Here is a 15705-nt window from a genome sequence, read left to right as displayed (position 1 = left end):
ACGATGGTCTAACATCCGGAATATGTCCGACGTGGTGACCGGCCTCGCCGACGCGGCGAGCGACGCCGAGCCCCGGCTCGTCGGGGCCGATCGCGTGCTGGCGGTGCTGGCCGAGCTGGCCCGGCATCCCGACGGGATCGCCCTGGAGGAGATGGCGCGCGCCGTGGCCAGCCCCAAGCCGACCGTCCACCGTGCCCTGGCCTCGCTGCGCCGCGCCGGGTTCGCGTCCAGGAACAGCCACGGCCACTACGTGCTCGGCGACGAGTTCCTGCGGATGGCCTTCGAGCACCACGAGGCCCGGCCGGACCACGTCAGGATCATCCCGGTCCTCCAGGCGCTGTGCGAGCGCTACGGCGAGACGGCGCACTACGCCGTGCTGGACGGCGCCTCGGTCGTCTACCGTTCCAAGCTCGACCCGCCCGCCGGCGCGGTGCGGCTGACCTCGGTCGTGGGGGGCCGCAACCCGGCGCACTGCACCGCCGTCGGCAAGATGCTGCTCGCCGACGCCCTACGCGACGAGGACGCGGTACGCGGCTGGGTCGCCGGCCGGCGGCTGGAACGGCCCACCGAGCGCTCGATCGGCACGGTCGGAGAGCTGCACGCCGAGCTGGTCCGCATCCGCGAGCGGGGCTACGCCGTGGACGACCAGGAGAACGAGCCCGGCGTCAACTGCGTCGCGGTCCCGGCCTACCTGACCTCGCCCACGGTGCCCAGCGGCGCCGTCAGCGTCAGCGGCCTGGCCTACCGCACGCCGCTGCGGCGGCTCGTCGACGACCTGCCCGCCATCCAGGCCATCGTCACCGGCCGGCGGACCACATGACGCCCATCCCGGCGCACCGAACGACGCCCACCCCGGCGCCCGTCCCGGTCCACCGCGCGGCGCCCGGCCAGGCGCGCCGCGTGACGCCGTCGTCCCGATCCTGAACCCACGGAGAGATCACCTTGTACCTCATGCGCATCGGCGCGCCCGGCGCCGAGAAGCCCGTCGTCCGCGTGGACGACGCCCGCTACGTCGACGTCTCCGACCTCACGCCCGACTTCGACGAGAAGTTCTTCGGCGCGGGCGGCACCGCCCTGCTGGCCGGGCCGGTGGCCGAGCGGATCGCCGCGGGTCACACCCGTGAGTTCGCCGGCGAGCGCGTGGGCCCGCCCATCGCCCGCCCGCACCAGATCCTCTGCATCGGCCTCAACTACAGCGACCACGGCGCCGAGACCGGCCAGGCCGTGCCGGACGAGCCGATCCTGTTCACCAAGTCGCCCAACACGCTCGTCGGCCCGTACGACGACGTGCGCATCCCGCGCGGGTCCACCAAGCCCGACTGGGAGGTCGAGCTGGGCATCGTGATCGGCAGGCGCACCTCGTACCTGGACTCGGTGGAGGAGGCCGCGGCCGCCATCGCCGGGTACTGCGTCGTCAACGACGTCAGCGAGCGGGCCTTCCAGATGGAGCGCGGCGGCCAGTGGTCCAAGGGCAAGTCCGCCGAGACCTTCAACCCGGCCGGCCCCTGGCTCGTCACCCCGGACGAGATCGCCGACGTCAGGAACCTCGGCATGTGGCTGGACGTCAACGGGGTCCGGCGGCAGACCGGCACCACCAAGACGATGATCTTCGATCCGTACGTCATCGTCCATCACCTGAGCCAGTTCATGGTGCTGGAGCCCGGCGACCTCATCAACACCGGCACCCCGCCGGGCGTCGGCATGGGCCTCAGGCCGCAGGTCTGGCTGCGGCCGGGCGACGTGATGGAGCTGGGCGTCGACGGACTCGGCAGCCAGCGCCAGAACGTCGTGGGCCCGAGATAGGACCCCGGTCGACACGGCGACGAGAACCACCCCTGGAAATGAGCACCACTGTGACCGACCCTGAACCGCGGCGGCTGCGCGCCCCCGACCCCGCCGTCCTGGCGGCCGTGGAGAACGCCGTGCCGGCGATCACCCGGTCACGGGCGAGCGACCGGCTGGGCATGGCCCACGACGCCTCCCACTACCTGCTCACCCCGCAGGCCGTCCTGGTGCCCGAGAACGCGGGGCAGGTGGCGGCGCTGATGCGCACGGGCCTGCCCCTGACGTTCCGCTCCGGCGGCACCAGCCTCAGCGGGCAGGGGGTCAGCGAGCACCTGCTGGTCGACACCCGGCGGCACTTCCGCGACATCGAGGTGCTCGACGGCGGCGCCCGCGTGCGGGTGCAGCCGGGCGCCGTGCTGCGCCAGGTCAACGCCCGGCTCGCCCCGTACGGCCGCAAGCTGGGCCCCGACCCGGCCAGCGAGTCGGCGTGCACGATCGGCGGCGTCGTCGCCAACAACTCCAGCGGCATGACCTGCGGCACGCACGCCAACACGTACCAGACCCTGGAGTCGATGGTGCTGGTGCTGCCCAGCGGCACCGTCGTCGACACCGCCGCCCCCGACGCCGACGCCCGGCTGCGGGCGCTCGAACCCGAGCTGGCCGAGGGCCTGGAACGGCTGCGCGACCGCGTCCGCGGCGACGCCGGCTCGGTGCGCCGCATCACCGGGCAGTTCTCGTTGAAGAACACCATGGGGTACGGGCTCAACAGCTTCCTCGACCACACCTCGCCCGCGCAGATCCTCGCCCACCTGGTCATCGGCAGCGAGGGCACGCTCGCCTTCGTCGCCGAAGCGGTCCTGCGCACCGTCCCGGCGCACCGCCAGGCCGCCACCGGCCTGCTCATCCTGCCCACGCTGCGCGCCGCGACGGCGGCGCTGCCGCGGCTCGTCGCCGCCGGCCCCGCCGCCGTCGAGCTGCTGGACGCCGAGTCCCTGCGGGTGGCGCAGACCGACCCGCGGGCCGACGACGTCCTGCGCGCGCTGACCGTGGACCGGCACGCGGCGCTGCTCGTGGAGTGGCAGGAGTCGGACGCCGACCTGCTGGCCGAGCACGAGCGCGCGGCCGGGCAGGCGTTCGCCGAGCTGGAGCTCGCCGCCCCGGCGCGGCTGAGCAGGGACACCGGCGGCCGCGCCGCGCTGTGGCACATCCGCAAGGGGCTGTACGCCTCCGTCGCCGGGGCCCGCCCCAGCGGCACGACGGCCCTGCTGGAGGACGTCGCCGTCCCCGTGCCGGCCTTGGCCGACCTCTGCGACGACCTGACCGAGCTGTTCGCCAAGCACCGCTACGAGCGCAGCGTCATCTTCGGCCACGCCAAGGACGGCAACCTGCACTTCATGCTCAACGAGCGCTTCGGCGCGGACCTGGAGCGCTACGCCGACTTCACCGAGGACATGGTCGCCGCCGTCCTCGACCGCGGCGGCACGCTCAAGGCCGAGCACGGCACCGGCCGCGTCATGGCGCCGTTCGTCCGCCGCCAGTACGGCGACGAGCTGTACGACGTGATGCGCGAGGTCAAACGGCTCTGCGACCCCGGCGGCACGCTCAACCCCGGCGTCGTCCTCACCGACGACCCACGGGCCCACCTGCGCGACCTCAAGGCCGTCGTCACCGTCGAGCCCGAGGTCGACCGGTGCGTCGAGTGCGGCTACTGCGAGCCCGTCTGCCCCAGCCGCGACCTCACCACCACCCCGCGCCAGCGCATCGTGCTGCGCCGCGAGCTCGCCGCCGCCCACGCCCGCGGGGACCACGCCCTCGCGCGGGAGCTGGAGGAGGAGTACGGCTACGACGCCGTCGACACCTGTGCCGTGGACGGCATGTGCGCCACGGCCTGCCCCGTCCTCATCAACACCGGAGACCTCACCAAGCGGCTGCGCGGGGAGCGGCACGGCCGCGTCGCGCAGGCGGGCTGGAAGGCCGCCGCCGACCACTGGGGCGCCGTGACGCGCACCCTCGACCTGGCGATGGACGTGGCCGGGGCCGCGCCGGCCGGGCTCGTCGAGGGCACCGCGCGGGCCGCCCGCGCGGTCGCCGGGGCCGACGCCGTCCCCCAGTGGAGCCGCGACCTGCCCAAGGGCGGAACCCGGCGCAGGGCCGCGCCCGCCGCCGGCGCCGACGCGGTCTACGTGCCGTCCTGCCTGAACACCCTGTTCGCCCCGGCGGACGGCGGGCCGGGCGTCATGGCCGCGCTGCTCAGGCTCGCCGAGCGGGCGGGCGTGCGGCTGCACGTGCCCACGGACATAGCGAGCCTGTGCTGCGGCACGCCGTGGTCGTCCAAGGGCTTCACCCGAGGCCACGACGTGATGGCCCGCCGCGTCCGCGACTCGCTCGCGGCGGCCACCGGCGGGGGAGACATCCCGGTCGTCAGCGACGCCGCCTCCTGCACCGAGGGCTTCGAACGGCTCGCCGCCACGGCCTCGCCCGCCGTCCAGGTGCTCGACGCGGTGACGTTCGTGGCGGACCATGTGCTGCCGGGCCTGCCCGAGGGCCGCCGCCTGGCCTCGCTCGCCCTGCACCCCACCTGCTCCTCGACCCGGCTCGGCCTCGACGCGGCCATCCGCCGTGTCGCCGAGGCGGTCGCCGAGCAGGTCGTCGTCCCCGACGGCTGGCAGTGCTGCGCCTTCGCCGGCGACCGCGGCCTGCTCCACCCGGAGCTGACCGCCTCCGCCACCCGGGCCGAGGCCGCCTCGGTGACGAGCGGCGACTTCACCGCCCACGCCTCCGTCAACCGCACCTGCGAGCTGGGCCTGACCCGCGCCACCGGGAAGCCCTACCAGCACCTCATCGAGCTTCTCGACCAGGTCACGTCATGACGCAGCCGCCCGGTCACATCCCGAGGGTGCGGGCGCGCTGCCACCGGGGGTCGCGGTAGAGGACCACGTCGGTGCCGGCCAGCAGCTCGTCGGGGGCCGACAGCATGGTGATCTCGCCGTCGGCCTGGAGGGCCAGCAGCAGGTCGCGCACCCTCGGCCCCACCGGGAGGCGGCCCGCCTGGACGCCCAGCCCGGCGCGGACCGCGTCGGCGACCTCCGACAGGTGGAACGGCCCGTCGAAGCCCGCCACGACGTCCCGGACGACGCTCATCGTGATGAGCTGCTCGGCCTCGGTGTGGGCGAGCTGCCAGATGACCTGCTCGCGCCGCCGGCCGGTGGCGGCGCACGACGTGCAGCCCCGGGTCAGGCCCGGCGCGAACCCCGGTGCCACCTGCTCCTCCGCGGACCCCAGGCAGACGGTGCACTGCCCGGTCTCGGCGGCGTGCACCTCGGCGCTCATGCGGGTGGGCAGCTGCTCGCCGCAGTCGCAGACGTGGGCCTCACCCAGGATGGCGGCGGCGGGGGGAGTGATCGTGTGCTTCGTCATCGCCGCCGACTCTACCCGCGGCCCGCCCCGGTCCGCGCCCGCCGTACGACGCCTAGCCGCGGACGGAGGCCAGGCCGTGCAGGCGGCGCAGGGCCTTGCGGGCGGCGGCGGAGACGCGCTCGTCCGGGTGGTGGTCGATGAAGACCCGGAGCACCTGGGCCGTCCACGGATGGTCGCCCAGCGCGAACAGCGCGAGGGTCGCGGCCTGCTCCTCCGCGTCCATCCCCATCGCGATCGAGGCGATCACCTCGTCCGTCTCGCCGCCGAACTCCAGCAGCGTCGCCGCCATGTCCACCAGCGCCCACGCGATCTCCTCCGGCGGCGAGGGACGCTCGTCGCGGCCGAGCCGCGCGGCGATCACCGCGCCGAGCCGCGGCGTCTCCATCAGCCGGTCCAGCACCCGCCTGCCCTCGTCGCCGAAGTCCGTGGCCAGCAGCTCCACCCCGACGGCCCGGCTCAGCGGGCTGGCCGTGGCGAGCGCGGCGCCCACCTCCTCGGCCGCCTCGCCCCGGTCCTTGCCGGCCAGCCAGCCGGTGAGCTCCTCCAGCCGCTCCGGCTCCGGGTACGAGCGCAGGCCCAGCAGCAGCGCGGCGGCGTCCCGCGCCGCGAACGCTCCCATGACGGGAATGTCCTGCCCGGACGCCTCGCTGATCAGGCCCCTCGCCGCCCAGGACCCCAGGGGACTGAGCACGTACGGCTCCGCGTCGGCCGGGCCGCTCTCCGCCCTGCGTCCCCGCCTGCCGGTCACGGCGGGCTGCCCATCCTGTCCGGGCCGCCGGACCAGCCCCAGCGCGCCCAGGACGCCGGGCGGGCCGGCCAGCCGCTCGCGCCGCATGAACATGCGGGCCAGCACCAGGAACACCTGCTCCTCCCGGGTGACGACGTCCCGGCACACCTCGGCCCACGTCTGGAGCACCCGCCGATCGTCCCCCTCCCGCAGTACCCCGGCCACCCGGGCCCCGGCAGCCTCGTCGAGCAGCTTCCCGGTCTCCGGGTCCCCGGCGGGAAGCGGCTCGTCGCCGGTACCGGTCCCGTCCGCCGGCTCCGCCGCGCGCAGCAGCGCCGCCGCCAGCGGAGTCGTCCGTACGGCCGCGGCCAGCTCGGTCTCGGAGGGCAGCCGGACCGGCGGCTGGAGGGGCAGCGTGTCGTCGTCGTTGGTGGCCACGGCACTCATCCTGACGGACCCGTGGCCCGCTGCGGCCACCGCCCCGCATCCGAACCGCCGGACGGATGACGCCGTCCCTGCCGGAAAGCGGCAGAGCGCCCGTCCGGCGCCGTCGTCGTACTGTCGGACCGGCTCGCGAGGACCGGCTCGCGAGGACCGTCGTCCGCTGCCTCGACCCGGTCAGGGCCTCACGGCGACAGGCGGGCGCGCGCCTCCTCCACCTGGCGCAGCACGGCCCGGGCGCCGCTCTCCTCGGCGAGCGCGGCCGCCTCGCCGGCCAGCGCCGCGGCGTCCCCGAGCCGGCCCTCGTCCACGGCGACATGGACCAGGCCGACGAGGTTCGCGGCGACGCCGGCCAGGAACCCCGCCTCCCGGCGCAGCCGCGTCGACTCCTCCAGCCGCTCCCGCGCCACGCCCAGGCGGCCCGCGACATGCGCGGCGATGCCCAGGTGACGTGCCGCGTAGGACGCGGTCAGCCCGTCACCGGCGGCCACGGCCAGCTCGTACGAGCGCTCCAGCAGCGGCACCGCCGCGTCGTGGTCGCCCCGTACGACCTGGTGGTACGTCCCGAGCCAGAACACCGCCTCGGCCTCGCCGCGCGCGTCGCCGAGCGAGCGGCGCAGCTCGGCGGCCCGCCGGAACAGCGGCAGCTCGTCAGGGTCCTCCTCACGGTCCCGCAGGTACCGCGCGTGCGCGATCCGGCCGCGCGCCAGCGCGAGGTCCGCCTCGACCGCGTCGAGCTCCCGGTCCGCCTCGGCGAGGGCGCCGGCGTCGTCCCGGAAGACGGCGTCCTCGTAGAGCTCCCTCGCCCGCTCGATCCGGCTCTCCGCACCCATGACGCCGCCTTCCCTGCCATCGAACCCGCCATCGAACCTGCCGGACCCGGATTCGCGCCGGGGCCATGGTAGATCCTCGCGCGGGCGGGTAGGCGGCGACCGTGAGCAGGGACGGATCAGAAGAGGCGACACTCGCGGCGCTGGCCGCGAACGTCGGGATAGCGGTGTCCAAGTTCGTGGCGTTCTTCTTCACGGGCTCGTCGGCGATGCTGGCGGAGGGCATCCACTCCACCGCGGACTCCGGCAACCAGTTGCTGCTGATGCTGGGCCGCAGGCAGTCGGCGCACAAGCCCAGCCGGGCGCACCCGTTCGGCTACGGGGCCGTTCGTTACTTCTACGGCTTCCTGGTGTCCGTGGTGCTGTTCTTCGGCGGTGGCCTGTTCGCCCTGTACGAGGGGTACGAGAAGATCATCCACCCGCATCCGCTGGAGAGCTGGCCCTGGGCCATCGGCGTCCTGCTGGTGGCGATCGTCATGGAGGGGCTGTCCCTGCGCACGGCCGTACGGCACTCCAACGAGGTGCGCGCCGGGCGGTCGTGGGCCCGGTTCGTCAAGGAGGCCAAGGCCCCCGAGCTGCCCGTGGTGCTGCTGGAGGACACCGCGGCGCTGGCCGGGCTGGCGTTCGCGCTCGCCGGCGTGACGCTGTCGCTCGTCACCGGCAACACCGCGTTCGACGGCATGGGGTCGGTGGCGATCGGCCTGCTCCTGGTCATCGTGTCGTTCACGCTGGCGCGGGAGACCAAGAGCATGATCATCGGTGAGGCCGCCTCGCCCGCGGTGCTGGGCGCGATCGAGGACGTCCTGCACAGCGACCCCTCGATCCGGTCGTTCACCGAGCTGCGGACGCTGCACCTCGGGCCCGACGACGTGCTCGTCGCCGCCCGCGTGATCATGCCCGCCGAGCAGGGCGTGAATGAGGCGTCGCGGGCCCTGGCCGACACCGAGCGGCGCATCCGCGACCGGGTCCCGCTCGCCACCACGATCTACCTGCAGCCGGCGGCCCCCTCCTGACCGCCGGCGCCCCGGCCGGGGGGTTGCGCCGGGCGTCCGCGCGCTGATCTGATCGAAGGGTGAGCGCTTACGACGCCGTCTACCGGCGCAGCATCGACGACCCCGAGGGCTTCTGGGCGGAGGCCGCCGCGGGCGTCGACTGGGACGTGCCGCCCGCGACCGTCTTCCGCGACGGCCGGTGGTTCCCCGACGGGCGGCTCAACACCTGCTTCAACGCCGTGGACCGGCACGTCCTGGCCGGCCACGGCGACCGCACGGCGCTGATCCACGACAGCCCCGTCACCGGCGCCGTGCGCGCCTACACCTACGCCGAGCTGCTCGACGAGGTGGCGCGGACCGCCGGGATGCTGCGCGACCTCGGCGTCGGCGCCGGCGACACCGTGGTCGTCTACATGCCGATGGTGCCCGAGGCCGTGATCGCGATGCTGGCCTGCGCGCGGCTCGGCGCCGTCCACTCCGTGGTGTTCGGCGGGTTCGCCGCCGCTGAGCTGGCCGTCCGCATCGACCACGCCCGCCCGGTCGTGGTGCTGTCGGCCTCGTGCGGCATCGAGCCGTCCCGCGTGGTCGCGTACAAGCCGCTGCTGGACGCCGCGCTGGAGCGGGCGGAGCACCGGCCGGCCCACTGCGTGATCCTGCGGCGTCCCCAGGAGCCCGCCACCCTGACCGAGGGACGCGACCTCGACTGGGCCGCCACCGTGCGCGACGCCGAGCCCGCCGGCTGCGTGAGCGTCGCCGCGACCGACCCGCTGTACGTCCTCTACACCTCCGGCACCACCGGCGCCCCCAAGGGCGTCGTGCGCGACAACGGCGGTCATGCCGTCGCGCTGCACTGGAGCATGGGCAACGTGTTCGGCGCCGCGCCCGGCGAGGTGTTCTGGGCCGCCTCCGACGTCGGCTGGGTCGTCGGGCACTCCTACATCGTGTACGCGCCGCTGCTGGCGGGCTGCACGACCGTGCTGTACGAGGGCAAGCCGGTCGGCACGCCCGACCCGGGCGCGTTCTGGCGGGTGGTGGCCACGCACGGGGTGCGGACCCTGTTCACCGCGCCGACCGCGATCCGGGCGATCAAGAAGGAAGACCCCACCGGGGATTTCGCCAAAAAATGGGATCTGTCGAGTCTGCGGTATCTCTTCCTGGCCGGAGAGCGGCTCGACCCGAACACCTACCACTGGGCCTCCGGCCTGCTGGGCGTCCCCGTCATCGACCACTGGTGGCAGACCGAGACCGGCTGGCCCATCGCGGCCAACTGCGCGGGCCTCGGCCTGCTGCCCGTCAAGCCGGGCTCGCCGACCAAGCCCGTCCCCGGCTACGACGTGCGCATCCTCGACCCCGCCGGCGAGGAGTGCCCGCCCGGCGTGGAGGGCGCGGTCACCCTCCGCCTGCCCCTGCCGCCCGGCACGCTGCCGACCCTCTACCACGACGACGCCCGCTTCGCCGAGTCGTACCTGTCCCGCTACCCCGGCCACTACCTGACCGGCGACGGCGGCTACGTCGACGAGGACGGCTACCTGTTCGTCATGGGGCGCATCGACGACGTCATCAACGTCGCCGGCCACCGCCTGTCGACCGGGCAGATGGAGGAGGTCATCGCCTCCCACCCGGACGTGGCCGAGTGCGCGGTGATCGGCGTGGCCGACGACCTCAAGGGGGAGCTGCCGGTCGGGTTCGTGGTGCTCAAGGCGGGCGCGGACCGTGACCCGGCCGACGTCGAGCGAGAGGTCGCCGCCCTGGTGCGCGAGCGCATCGGCCCGGTCGCCGCCTTCCGCAGGACCGTGGTGGTCGGCCGCCTGCCCAAGACCCGCTCCGGCAAGATCCTGCGGGGCACCATGCGCGACATCGCGGCCGGGCGCCCCTACCGCGCGCCCTCCACGATCGAGGACCCGGCCGCGCTGGACGAGATCTCCGGCGCCCTCTGACCGGGCCCCCGGAAGGAACCGTCAGGGCTCCGACGGCAGCTCGACCGTGATGGTCAGGCCGCCCTCGTCGCGCGGCCGGGCCACCACCGTGCCCCGGTGCGCCTCCGAGATCACCCGCACGATCGACAGCCCCAGGCCGCTGCCCCGGTCCGAGCGCAGCCGGTCGCCGTGCAGCCGCCGGAACGGCTCGAAGATCGTCTCGATCTCGTACGACGGCACCTGCAGGCCCGTGTTGGCCACCACCAGCTCGACCCGCTCGGCCCGCTGCCGCGTCGTCACCCACACCTCGCCCTTGGGGTGGTTGTGCCGGATGGCGTTCTCCACGAGGTTCTGCACCAGCCGCTCCACCAGCACCGCCTCGCCCGTGGTCGGCGCGCTGTCGAGCAGCCGGTGGATCGTCACCTCGCGCTCGGCCGCCTCGTCGGCCGCCAGGTCCAGCACGTGCTCGGCCACGTCCGTCAGGTCGAACGGCCGCCGGTCCAGCACCGCCTGCTCGCCCTCGGCCAGTGCCAGCAGCCCGTCGATGAGCCGCTCGTGGCGGGCGTTGACGAGCAGCAGCGACTCGCCGAGCCGCTTGACGTCGTCGGTGGCGTCGGGGCGGCGCACCGCCACGTCCACCAGCGTCCGGTTGATGGTCAGCGGGGTGCGCAGCTCGTGGGAGGCGTTGGCGACGAAGCGCCGCTGGCCGTCGAAGGAGCGGGCCAGCCGGCCGAGCATGGTGTCGTAGGTGTCGGTCAGCTCCTTCAGCTCGTCGTGCGGGCCCTCGTACGCGATGCGCTCGGTCAGGTCGTGGTTCTGCGCGACCCGGCGCGCGTTCTCGGTGACCGCGGTCAACGGCCGCAGCACCCAGCCGGCGGCCCGCCAGCCACCGGCGAACGCGGCGCCCGCGGCGGCGAGCGCGGCCAGCGCGCCGATCGTGCGCACGTTGGCCAGGGTGTCGCGCTCGTAGACGGAGCGGACCTGCATGACCCGGTCACGGGCCACCTCGTAGTAGTCGTCGAACCGGTAGAACCCCCGGCCGCCCTGCACGTTGATGTACCTGGGCGTGATCAGGCCGTTGCGGTACTCCAGGCTCTGCCGCACGGTCAGGTAGACGCCCGTCACCACGAGCGCGGACAGCAGGGCCGTGACCCCGGCGCAGGCCAGGGCGAAACGCAGGCGCATGCTCATGGGATGCGGTACCCCGCTCCCGGCACGGTCTCGATGACCTGGGGCTCGCCCAGCTTCTTGCGCAGCTTCATCATCGTCGTGCGGACGGTGTTGGTGAACGGGTCGATGTTCTCGTCCCACACCTTCTCCAGCAGCTCCTCGGCGGAGACGACGGCACCCCCGGCGCGCAGCAGCTCGGCCAGCACCCCGAACTCCTTGCGCGCCAGCGGCACGTACCTGCCCCCGCGGAACACCTGCCGGTGCGCCCAGTCCAGCCGCACGCCGGCCCGCTCCAGCATCGGCGGGTCGGCCTTCCTGGCGCGGCGGCCGAGCGCGTGCACCCGCGCCACCAGCTCCTCGAACGCGAACGGCTTGGGCAGGTAGTCGTCGGCGCCCAGCGACAGCCCGGCCACGCGCGAGCGCACGTCGCCCGCGGCGGTGAGCATGAGCACCCGCACCAGCCAGCCCCCCTGGACCACGCGCGAGCACACGTCGTCGCCGTGCACCAGCGGCAGGTCCCGGTCGAGGATGAGCACGTCGTAGTCGTGCACGCCCAGCCGCTCCAGCGCGGCGTCACCGTCGTAGGCGACGTCCACCGCCAGCGCCTCCCCGCGTAACCCCTCCGCGATCGAGTCGGCGAGCATCCGCTCGTCCTCGGCGATCAGAACACGCACCTGTTGCCCCCATGTGACGCGAAAACCCCGGAAGTATCGCCCAACGGGCGTAACGCGGGCATAACCGAATTCGGTGATCCTCACGTTAGCGCCCGCCCGCTGGACTGCCTTCCCTATGGCCGGATCCGCCCGGTCCGTCCACGGGGAGGACATCCATGGCGACCGCGTTGGCGGCGTCCCTTCGCTCGCGCGTGCCCGGAGCGCCCGTCAGCGGGCGGCGCCAGGGACATCTCCTCTTCTGCCTCGCCCTCATCCCGGCCGCCGCGCTCCGGGTGCTCGTCATGCTGGGCTACGACACCGCGCAGCTGTACTGGTACGACTCGTTCACCTACCTGGACACGGCCGTGCACATGCGCCCGCCGGGCGCCTTCCATCCGGCCGGGTACTCGTGGTTCCTGTGGCTGCTGCGGCCCTTCCACAGCGTGGAGCTGATCGCCGGCGTGCAGCACGCGATGGGTCTCGGCGTGGGCGTGATGATCTACGCGCTGCTGCGCCGCCGGTCGGTGCCCGGGTGGGGCGCCACCCTGGCCGCCGCTCCGGTGCTGTTCGACCCGTCGTTCCTGCGGCTGGAGCACGCGATCCTGTCCGACCTGCAGGTGATCTTCCTGCTGGTGGCGGCGCTGCTCGTGGTGATGTGGCGCGAGGAGGTCTCCACGCGCGCCGCCGCCCTCGCCGGCCTGCTCATCGCCCTGGCCGGCCTCACCCGCACGGCCGCGGCCCCGCTGCTCGGCGTCGTCGTCCTCCACCTCCTCCTCCGGCGGGCGGGCTGGAGGCGGGTCGCCGCGGCGGCCGTCGCCGGGACCCTGCCGCTGGTCGCGTACGCCGGCTGGTACGCCCAGCACCACGGCAGGTTCGCGCTCAGCGGCTCCGACGGCGTCGCGCTGTGGGCCCGTACGATGACGTTCGCCGACTGCTCGCTGATCCAGCCGCCGCCGGAGGAAGCCGTGCTCTGCCCGAACGGCACCGTGGCCGACGCCGCCTCCGAGTACGTGTGGGCCCCCGGCGCGTCGCTGAACCGGCTGCCCGGCGACCGGTTCTCCCACAACGACCTGGCCCGCTCCTTCGCGCTGCGCGCCATCGCCGCCCAGCCGCTCGACTACCTGCGGGAGGTGGCCCGCGACACGGCGCTCGCCTTCACCTGGGAGCCCGTGCGCCATCCCCGGCGGATGAACCCGACGACGTCCTTCCCGCGCGGCTCCTGGCCGCTGCCGGAGCGGCAGCCGCTGGTCGGTCAGGTCCGCCGGGAGTACGACACGGACATCCACGGCATGAGCTCCGTCGAGCCGTACGCCTCCGTCCTGGCCGCCTACCGCTATCCGTGGTTCCTGCACGGCACGGTCTTCGGCGTCGTCCTGGTGGCGGGCGGCCTCGGGGCGGCCGGCCTGGGGGAGGGCCGCCTCAGGCGGACCGCTCCCGGTGCGGCCGGTCGGGAAGAGGCGGAGCGCCGCCCGGCGGTCCTGCCCTGGGCGTTCGCGGTGTTCCTGCTGGTCGCCCCGGTGGCCGCGCTCGACTTCGACCACCGCTACGTGCTGCCCGCCGTCCCGGTGGCCTGCGTCGCCGCCGCGCTGGCGGTGACCCGGACGGCCCGGACCCTCCGGACCCTCAGGACTCTCCGGAAGAGGCGGAGGCGGCGGCTCAGCGGGGGCCGGTGAGGCGGACGTCGCCCTTGGCGGACAGCACGAACACCTGCCAGTTGTAGTACGCGTAGAAGCTGCGCGGGTCGCGCCGCATCTGCCGGGCGTGCGCGAGGACCGCGTCCACGTAGTTGCCGGAGTGGTTGTAGGCGAACAGCGCGCGCCGGTAGTCGCCCGGAGCGCCCGACGCCTTCAGGTAGTTGGCCGCGCCGAGCACCGCGTCGCGCGCGTCGTGCACGTCGCCGCCCAGCCCGTACTGCCCCCACGTGGCCGGCATGAACTGCATCGGCCCCTGGGCCCCGGCCGAGCTGGACGAGGTGACCCGGCCGAACTTCGTCTCCACGAGCATGACCGCCGCCAGCACCTCCCACTCGACGCCGAACCGCTTCTCGGCCCGCGTCATGTAGCCGCGCAGCCGCTCGGCGGGCAGCGGCTCGGTCAGGCGCATCTGCTTGCGGCGGGCGGCGCTGATGGGGCGGGCCAGCGACAGGAGGCTGCCGACGGCCTTGGCGTTGTCGCGCGCCTCGGCGGCCAGCCGCGCCGGCAGCCGCTCGGCCGTGCGCCGGGCCAGCGCGGCGTCGCGGGCCAGCACCCGGTAGACGCGCTGCTGGTGCAGGGAGAGCAGCACGACGTCCTGGGGCGGGCGCTCCTGGCCGGAGCGGGTCCAGCGGTCGATCGCGGCGTACAGGGCGGTGCTGGTCTTCTCCAGGGCGGCGGCCAGCTCGGCCGGGTCGGTGGGGATGCTCGCGTCGGGTGCGGGCACGTCGGCGCCCGCCGCGGCGGGCGGGTCGTCCCCCCGCTCCCGGCCGGTGCCCGGCGCCGCCGGCTCGGGGGTGGCGCCCGGGGGAGCCTGCCGGGTGGCGCTCTGGGCCGGCGGACGGGGCGCCGCCGCCCCGTCCGCCACGCCGGCGCAACCGGCGAGGACGACGACGAGAGGTGCCGCGATCATGACGTGGGCGGATCTCATAACGTCCTACGGTAGCGCCCGGATGATCGCCGCGGCGTGACGCGACGCCGGGCGGGATGAGCACGGGGGGTTCGCTTGGACTGTCCTTCGCGAGGCTGACATTCGGGCGGAATGTTCCGTAGTATCCGGACATCACGAGCGTTGGGGGCGCCAGGGTGCCAAGGCTGAGCGTGGGTGTGGTCGTCGAGCCGGGAGTACCCCCGGAGATCGCCGGAATGCTGCGCGCCAACGCCCCCCTGCTGACCCGCATCAGGTCGGGCTGGGTTCCGCCCGTCTCCGCGCCCGCTCCGCGCCGCCGCAGCCCCTCCAGCGTGGCGCTGCTCGCCGCCACGCCCGTGGTGCTCGGGCTGATGGCCTGGCTGCTGGACACCCCGGCCGCGCCCGCCGGTTTCGTGCTGCTCGGCGCGTTCATGCTGGTCGTCCTCATCAAGACCACGACCATGGGCGAGCTGCCGGAGTACGACCGGCCGTACGAGCGCGGCGTGTACGAGCAGGCGCGCCTGCACCACGGCCGGTTCCTGCTGCCCGTCGACTTCGACGAGGAGGCCCGCGCGGTGCTGGCCCGCGCCCAGCAGGCCATCGGCGGCGTGCTGCGCTCCCACGTCAACGCCGAGGGGCTGCTCGACGGCGCGCGCAACGGGGTGCTGCTGCCCGAGCAGGAGTGGGAGATCGCCCGGCTGCTCGCCAAGCTGTCGGCGCTGCGCTCCGAGCACCGGGAGCTGCTGGGCCGGGGCGTCGCCCCCGAGGTCGCGGCCGTGGTGGAGCCGCTGGAGCGGGCGCTCGCCACCAGCGAGGCGGCGGTGGTCGCGCGCGTCGAGGCGCTGGAACGCTACGCCCGTCACGTCGCCGACGCCGAGCGCGCCTACCACGCGCGCGAGCAGATCGAGGAGCTGCGGGCGCGCCTGCCGCGCTACGAGGAGCTGCTGGCCGAGTCGGGCGCCGACGCGTTGTCCGTCCCGGAGATCGAGCGTCTCGCCCAGGACGCCGATCAGCTCGAAAGCGTCTTACGCCGCAGCGTCAGCTCCGCCCACGAGGCCTTCCGCTACCTGGAAGGCTGACCCGACCCCCGCACCCCGACCCCGCACCCCGGCCCCCGGACCCGGACCCGTGGTGAGACCCGCACCCCAGGGACACGGCCTGTCAGGCCGGCGG

Annotated in this window: 13 protein-coding genes; 7 read left to right on the top strand and 6 right to left on the bottom strand. The window is 74.4% G+C overall.

Features of this window, described 5'->3' with window-relative positions; translation table 11 throughout:
- Positions 1 to 22: 22 nt before the first annotated feature.
- The 3 genes from ACIBG4_RS30185 (at position 23) to ACIBG4_RS30175 (ending at position 4655) form a co-directional block, all read left to right on the top strand.
- A complete protein-coding gene (locus ACIBG4_RS30185) occupies positions 23 to 820 on the top strand; it encodes an IclR family transcriptional regulator (protein WP_397204693.1) in 798 nt (265 codons plus the stop codon).
- 122 nt (positions 821 to 942) lie between these two features.
- Positions 943 to 1803, top strand: coding sequence for a fumarylacetoacetate hydrolase family protein (locus ACIBG4_RS30180; protein WP_397204692.1), 861 nt, complete (start codon positions 943 to 945; stop codon positions 1801 to 1803).
- A gap of 50 nt (positions 1804 to 1853) precedes the next feature.
- Positions 1854 to 4655, top strand: a complete 2802-nt coding sequence (locus ACIBG4_RS30175; protein WP_397204691.1) for an FAD-binding and (Fe-S)-binding domain-containing protein — start codon at positions 1854 to 1856, stop codon at positions 4653 to 4655.
- Between the two features lie 13 nt (positions 4656 to 4668).
- Here ACIBG4_RS30175 and ACIBG4_RS30170 read toward each other — a convergent pair whose 3' ends face one another.
- The 3 genes from ACIBG4_RS30170 to ACIBG4_RS30160 all read right to left on the bottom strand — a co-directional run bounded on the left by ACIBG4_RS30170 (position 4669) and on the right by ACIBG4_RS30160 (position 7203).
- On the bottom strand, positions 4669 to 5202 hold the full coding sequence (locus tag ACIBG4_RS30170) for a hypothetical protein (RefSeq protein ID WP_310709990.1): 534 nt from the start codon (positions 5200 to 5202) through the stop codon (positions 4669 to 4671).
- A gap of 52 nt (positions 5203 to 5254) precedes the next feature.
- Positions 5255 to 6367 (bottom strand): hypothetical protein, encoded by a 1113-nt coding sequence (locus tag ACIBG4_RS30165; RefSeq protein WP_397204690.1) that lies wholly within the window; start codon positions 6365 to 6367, stop codon positions 5255 to 5257.
- Between the two features lie 188 nt (positions 6368 to 6555).
- On the bottom strand, positions 6556 to 7203 hold the full coding sequence (locus ACIBG4_RS30160; RefSeq protein WP_397204689.1) for a hypothetical protein: 648 nt from the start codon (positions 7201 to 7203) through the stop codon (positions 6556 to 6558).
- A gap of 101 nt (positions 7204 to 7304) precedes the next feature.
- Here ACIBG4_RS30160 and ACIBG4_RS30155 point away from each other — a divergent pair, with 101 nt between their 5' ends.
- Both ACIBG4_RS30155 and ACIBG4_RS30150 read left to right on the top strand, forming a co-directional pair.
- Positions 7305 to 8213: a cation diffusion facilitator family transporter gene (locus ACIBG4_RS30155; protein ID WP_310709985.1), complete on the top strand. Its 909-nt coding sequence runs from the start codon at positions 7305 to 7307 to the stop codon at positions 8211 to 8213.
- A gap of 59 nt (positions 8214 to 8272) precedes the next feature.
- Positions 8273 to 10129: a propionyl-CoA synthetase gene (locus tag ACIBG4_RS30150; protein WP_355438787.1), complete on the top strand. Its 1857-nt coding sequence runs from the start codon at positions 8273 to 8275 to the stop codon at positions 10127 to 10129.
- Positions 10130 to 10150: 21 nt separating this feature from the next.
- Here ACIBG4_RS30150 and ACIBG4_RS30145 read toward each other — a convergent pair whose 3' ends face one another.
- Both ACIBG4_RS30145 and ACIBG4_RS30140 read right to left on the bottom strand, forming a co-directional pair.
- On the bottom strand, positions 10151 to 11299 hold the full coding sequence (locus ACIBG4_RS30145; RefSeq protein WP_397204688.1) for a sensor histidine kinase: 1149 nt from the start codon (positions 11297 to 11299) through the stop codon (positions 10151 to 10153).
- The gene (locus tag ACIBG4_RS30140; RefSeq protein ID WP_397204687.1) at positions 11296 to 11952 is read right to left on the bottom strand and encodes a response regulator transcription factor; all 657 of its coding nucleotides are present in this window, start codon (positions 11950 to 11952) and stop codon (positions 11296 to 11298) included. Before ACIBG4_RS30140 ends, ACIBG4_RS30145 begins: the two co-directional genes overlap by 4 nt.
- A 155-nt stretch (positions 11953 to 12107) precedes the next feature.
- On the opposite strand from ACIBG4_RS30140, the gene ACIBG4_RS30135 reads away from it, so the two are divergent.
- Positions 12108 to 13604, top strand: a complete 1497-nt coding sequence (locus tag ACIBG4_RS30135; protein WP_397204686.1) for a hypothetical protein — start codon at positions 12108 to 12110, stop codon at positions 13602 to 13604.
- Here the strand turns inward: ACIBG4_RS30135 and ACIBG4_RS30130 are convergent.
- Positions 13588 to 14553, bottom strand: a complete 966-nt coding sequence (locus ACIBG4_RS30130; protein ID WP_397204685.1) for a transglycosylase SLT domain-containing protein — start codon at positions 14551 to 14553, stop codon at positions 13588 to 13590. The two genes, ACIBG4_RS30135 and ACIBG4_RS30130, sit on opposite strands and share 17 nt — an antisense overlap.
- Before the next feature lie 170 nt (positions 14554 to 14723).
- Between ACIBG4_RS30130 and ACIBG4_RS30125 the strand changes: the two genes are divergently transcribed.
- Positions 14724 to 15611, top strand: a complete 888-nt coding sequence (locus ACIBG4_RS30125) for a hypothetical protein (protein ID WP_397204684.1) — start codon at positions 14724 to 14726, stop codon at positions 15609 to 15611.
- Positions 15612 to 15705: the final 94 nt, after the last annotated feature.

The organism is Nonomuraea sp. NPDC050383, assembly GCF_044459125.1.
Taxonomy (GTDB): Bacteria; Actinomycetota; Actinomycetes; order Streptosporangiales; family Streptosporangiaceae; genus Nonomuraea.
The sequence above is the reverse complement of the archived record's forward strand: the minus strand, read 5'-3'. Positions and strand labels throughout refer to the sequence as shown.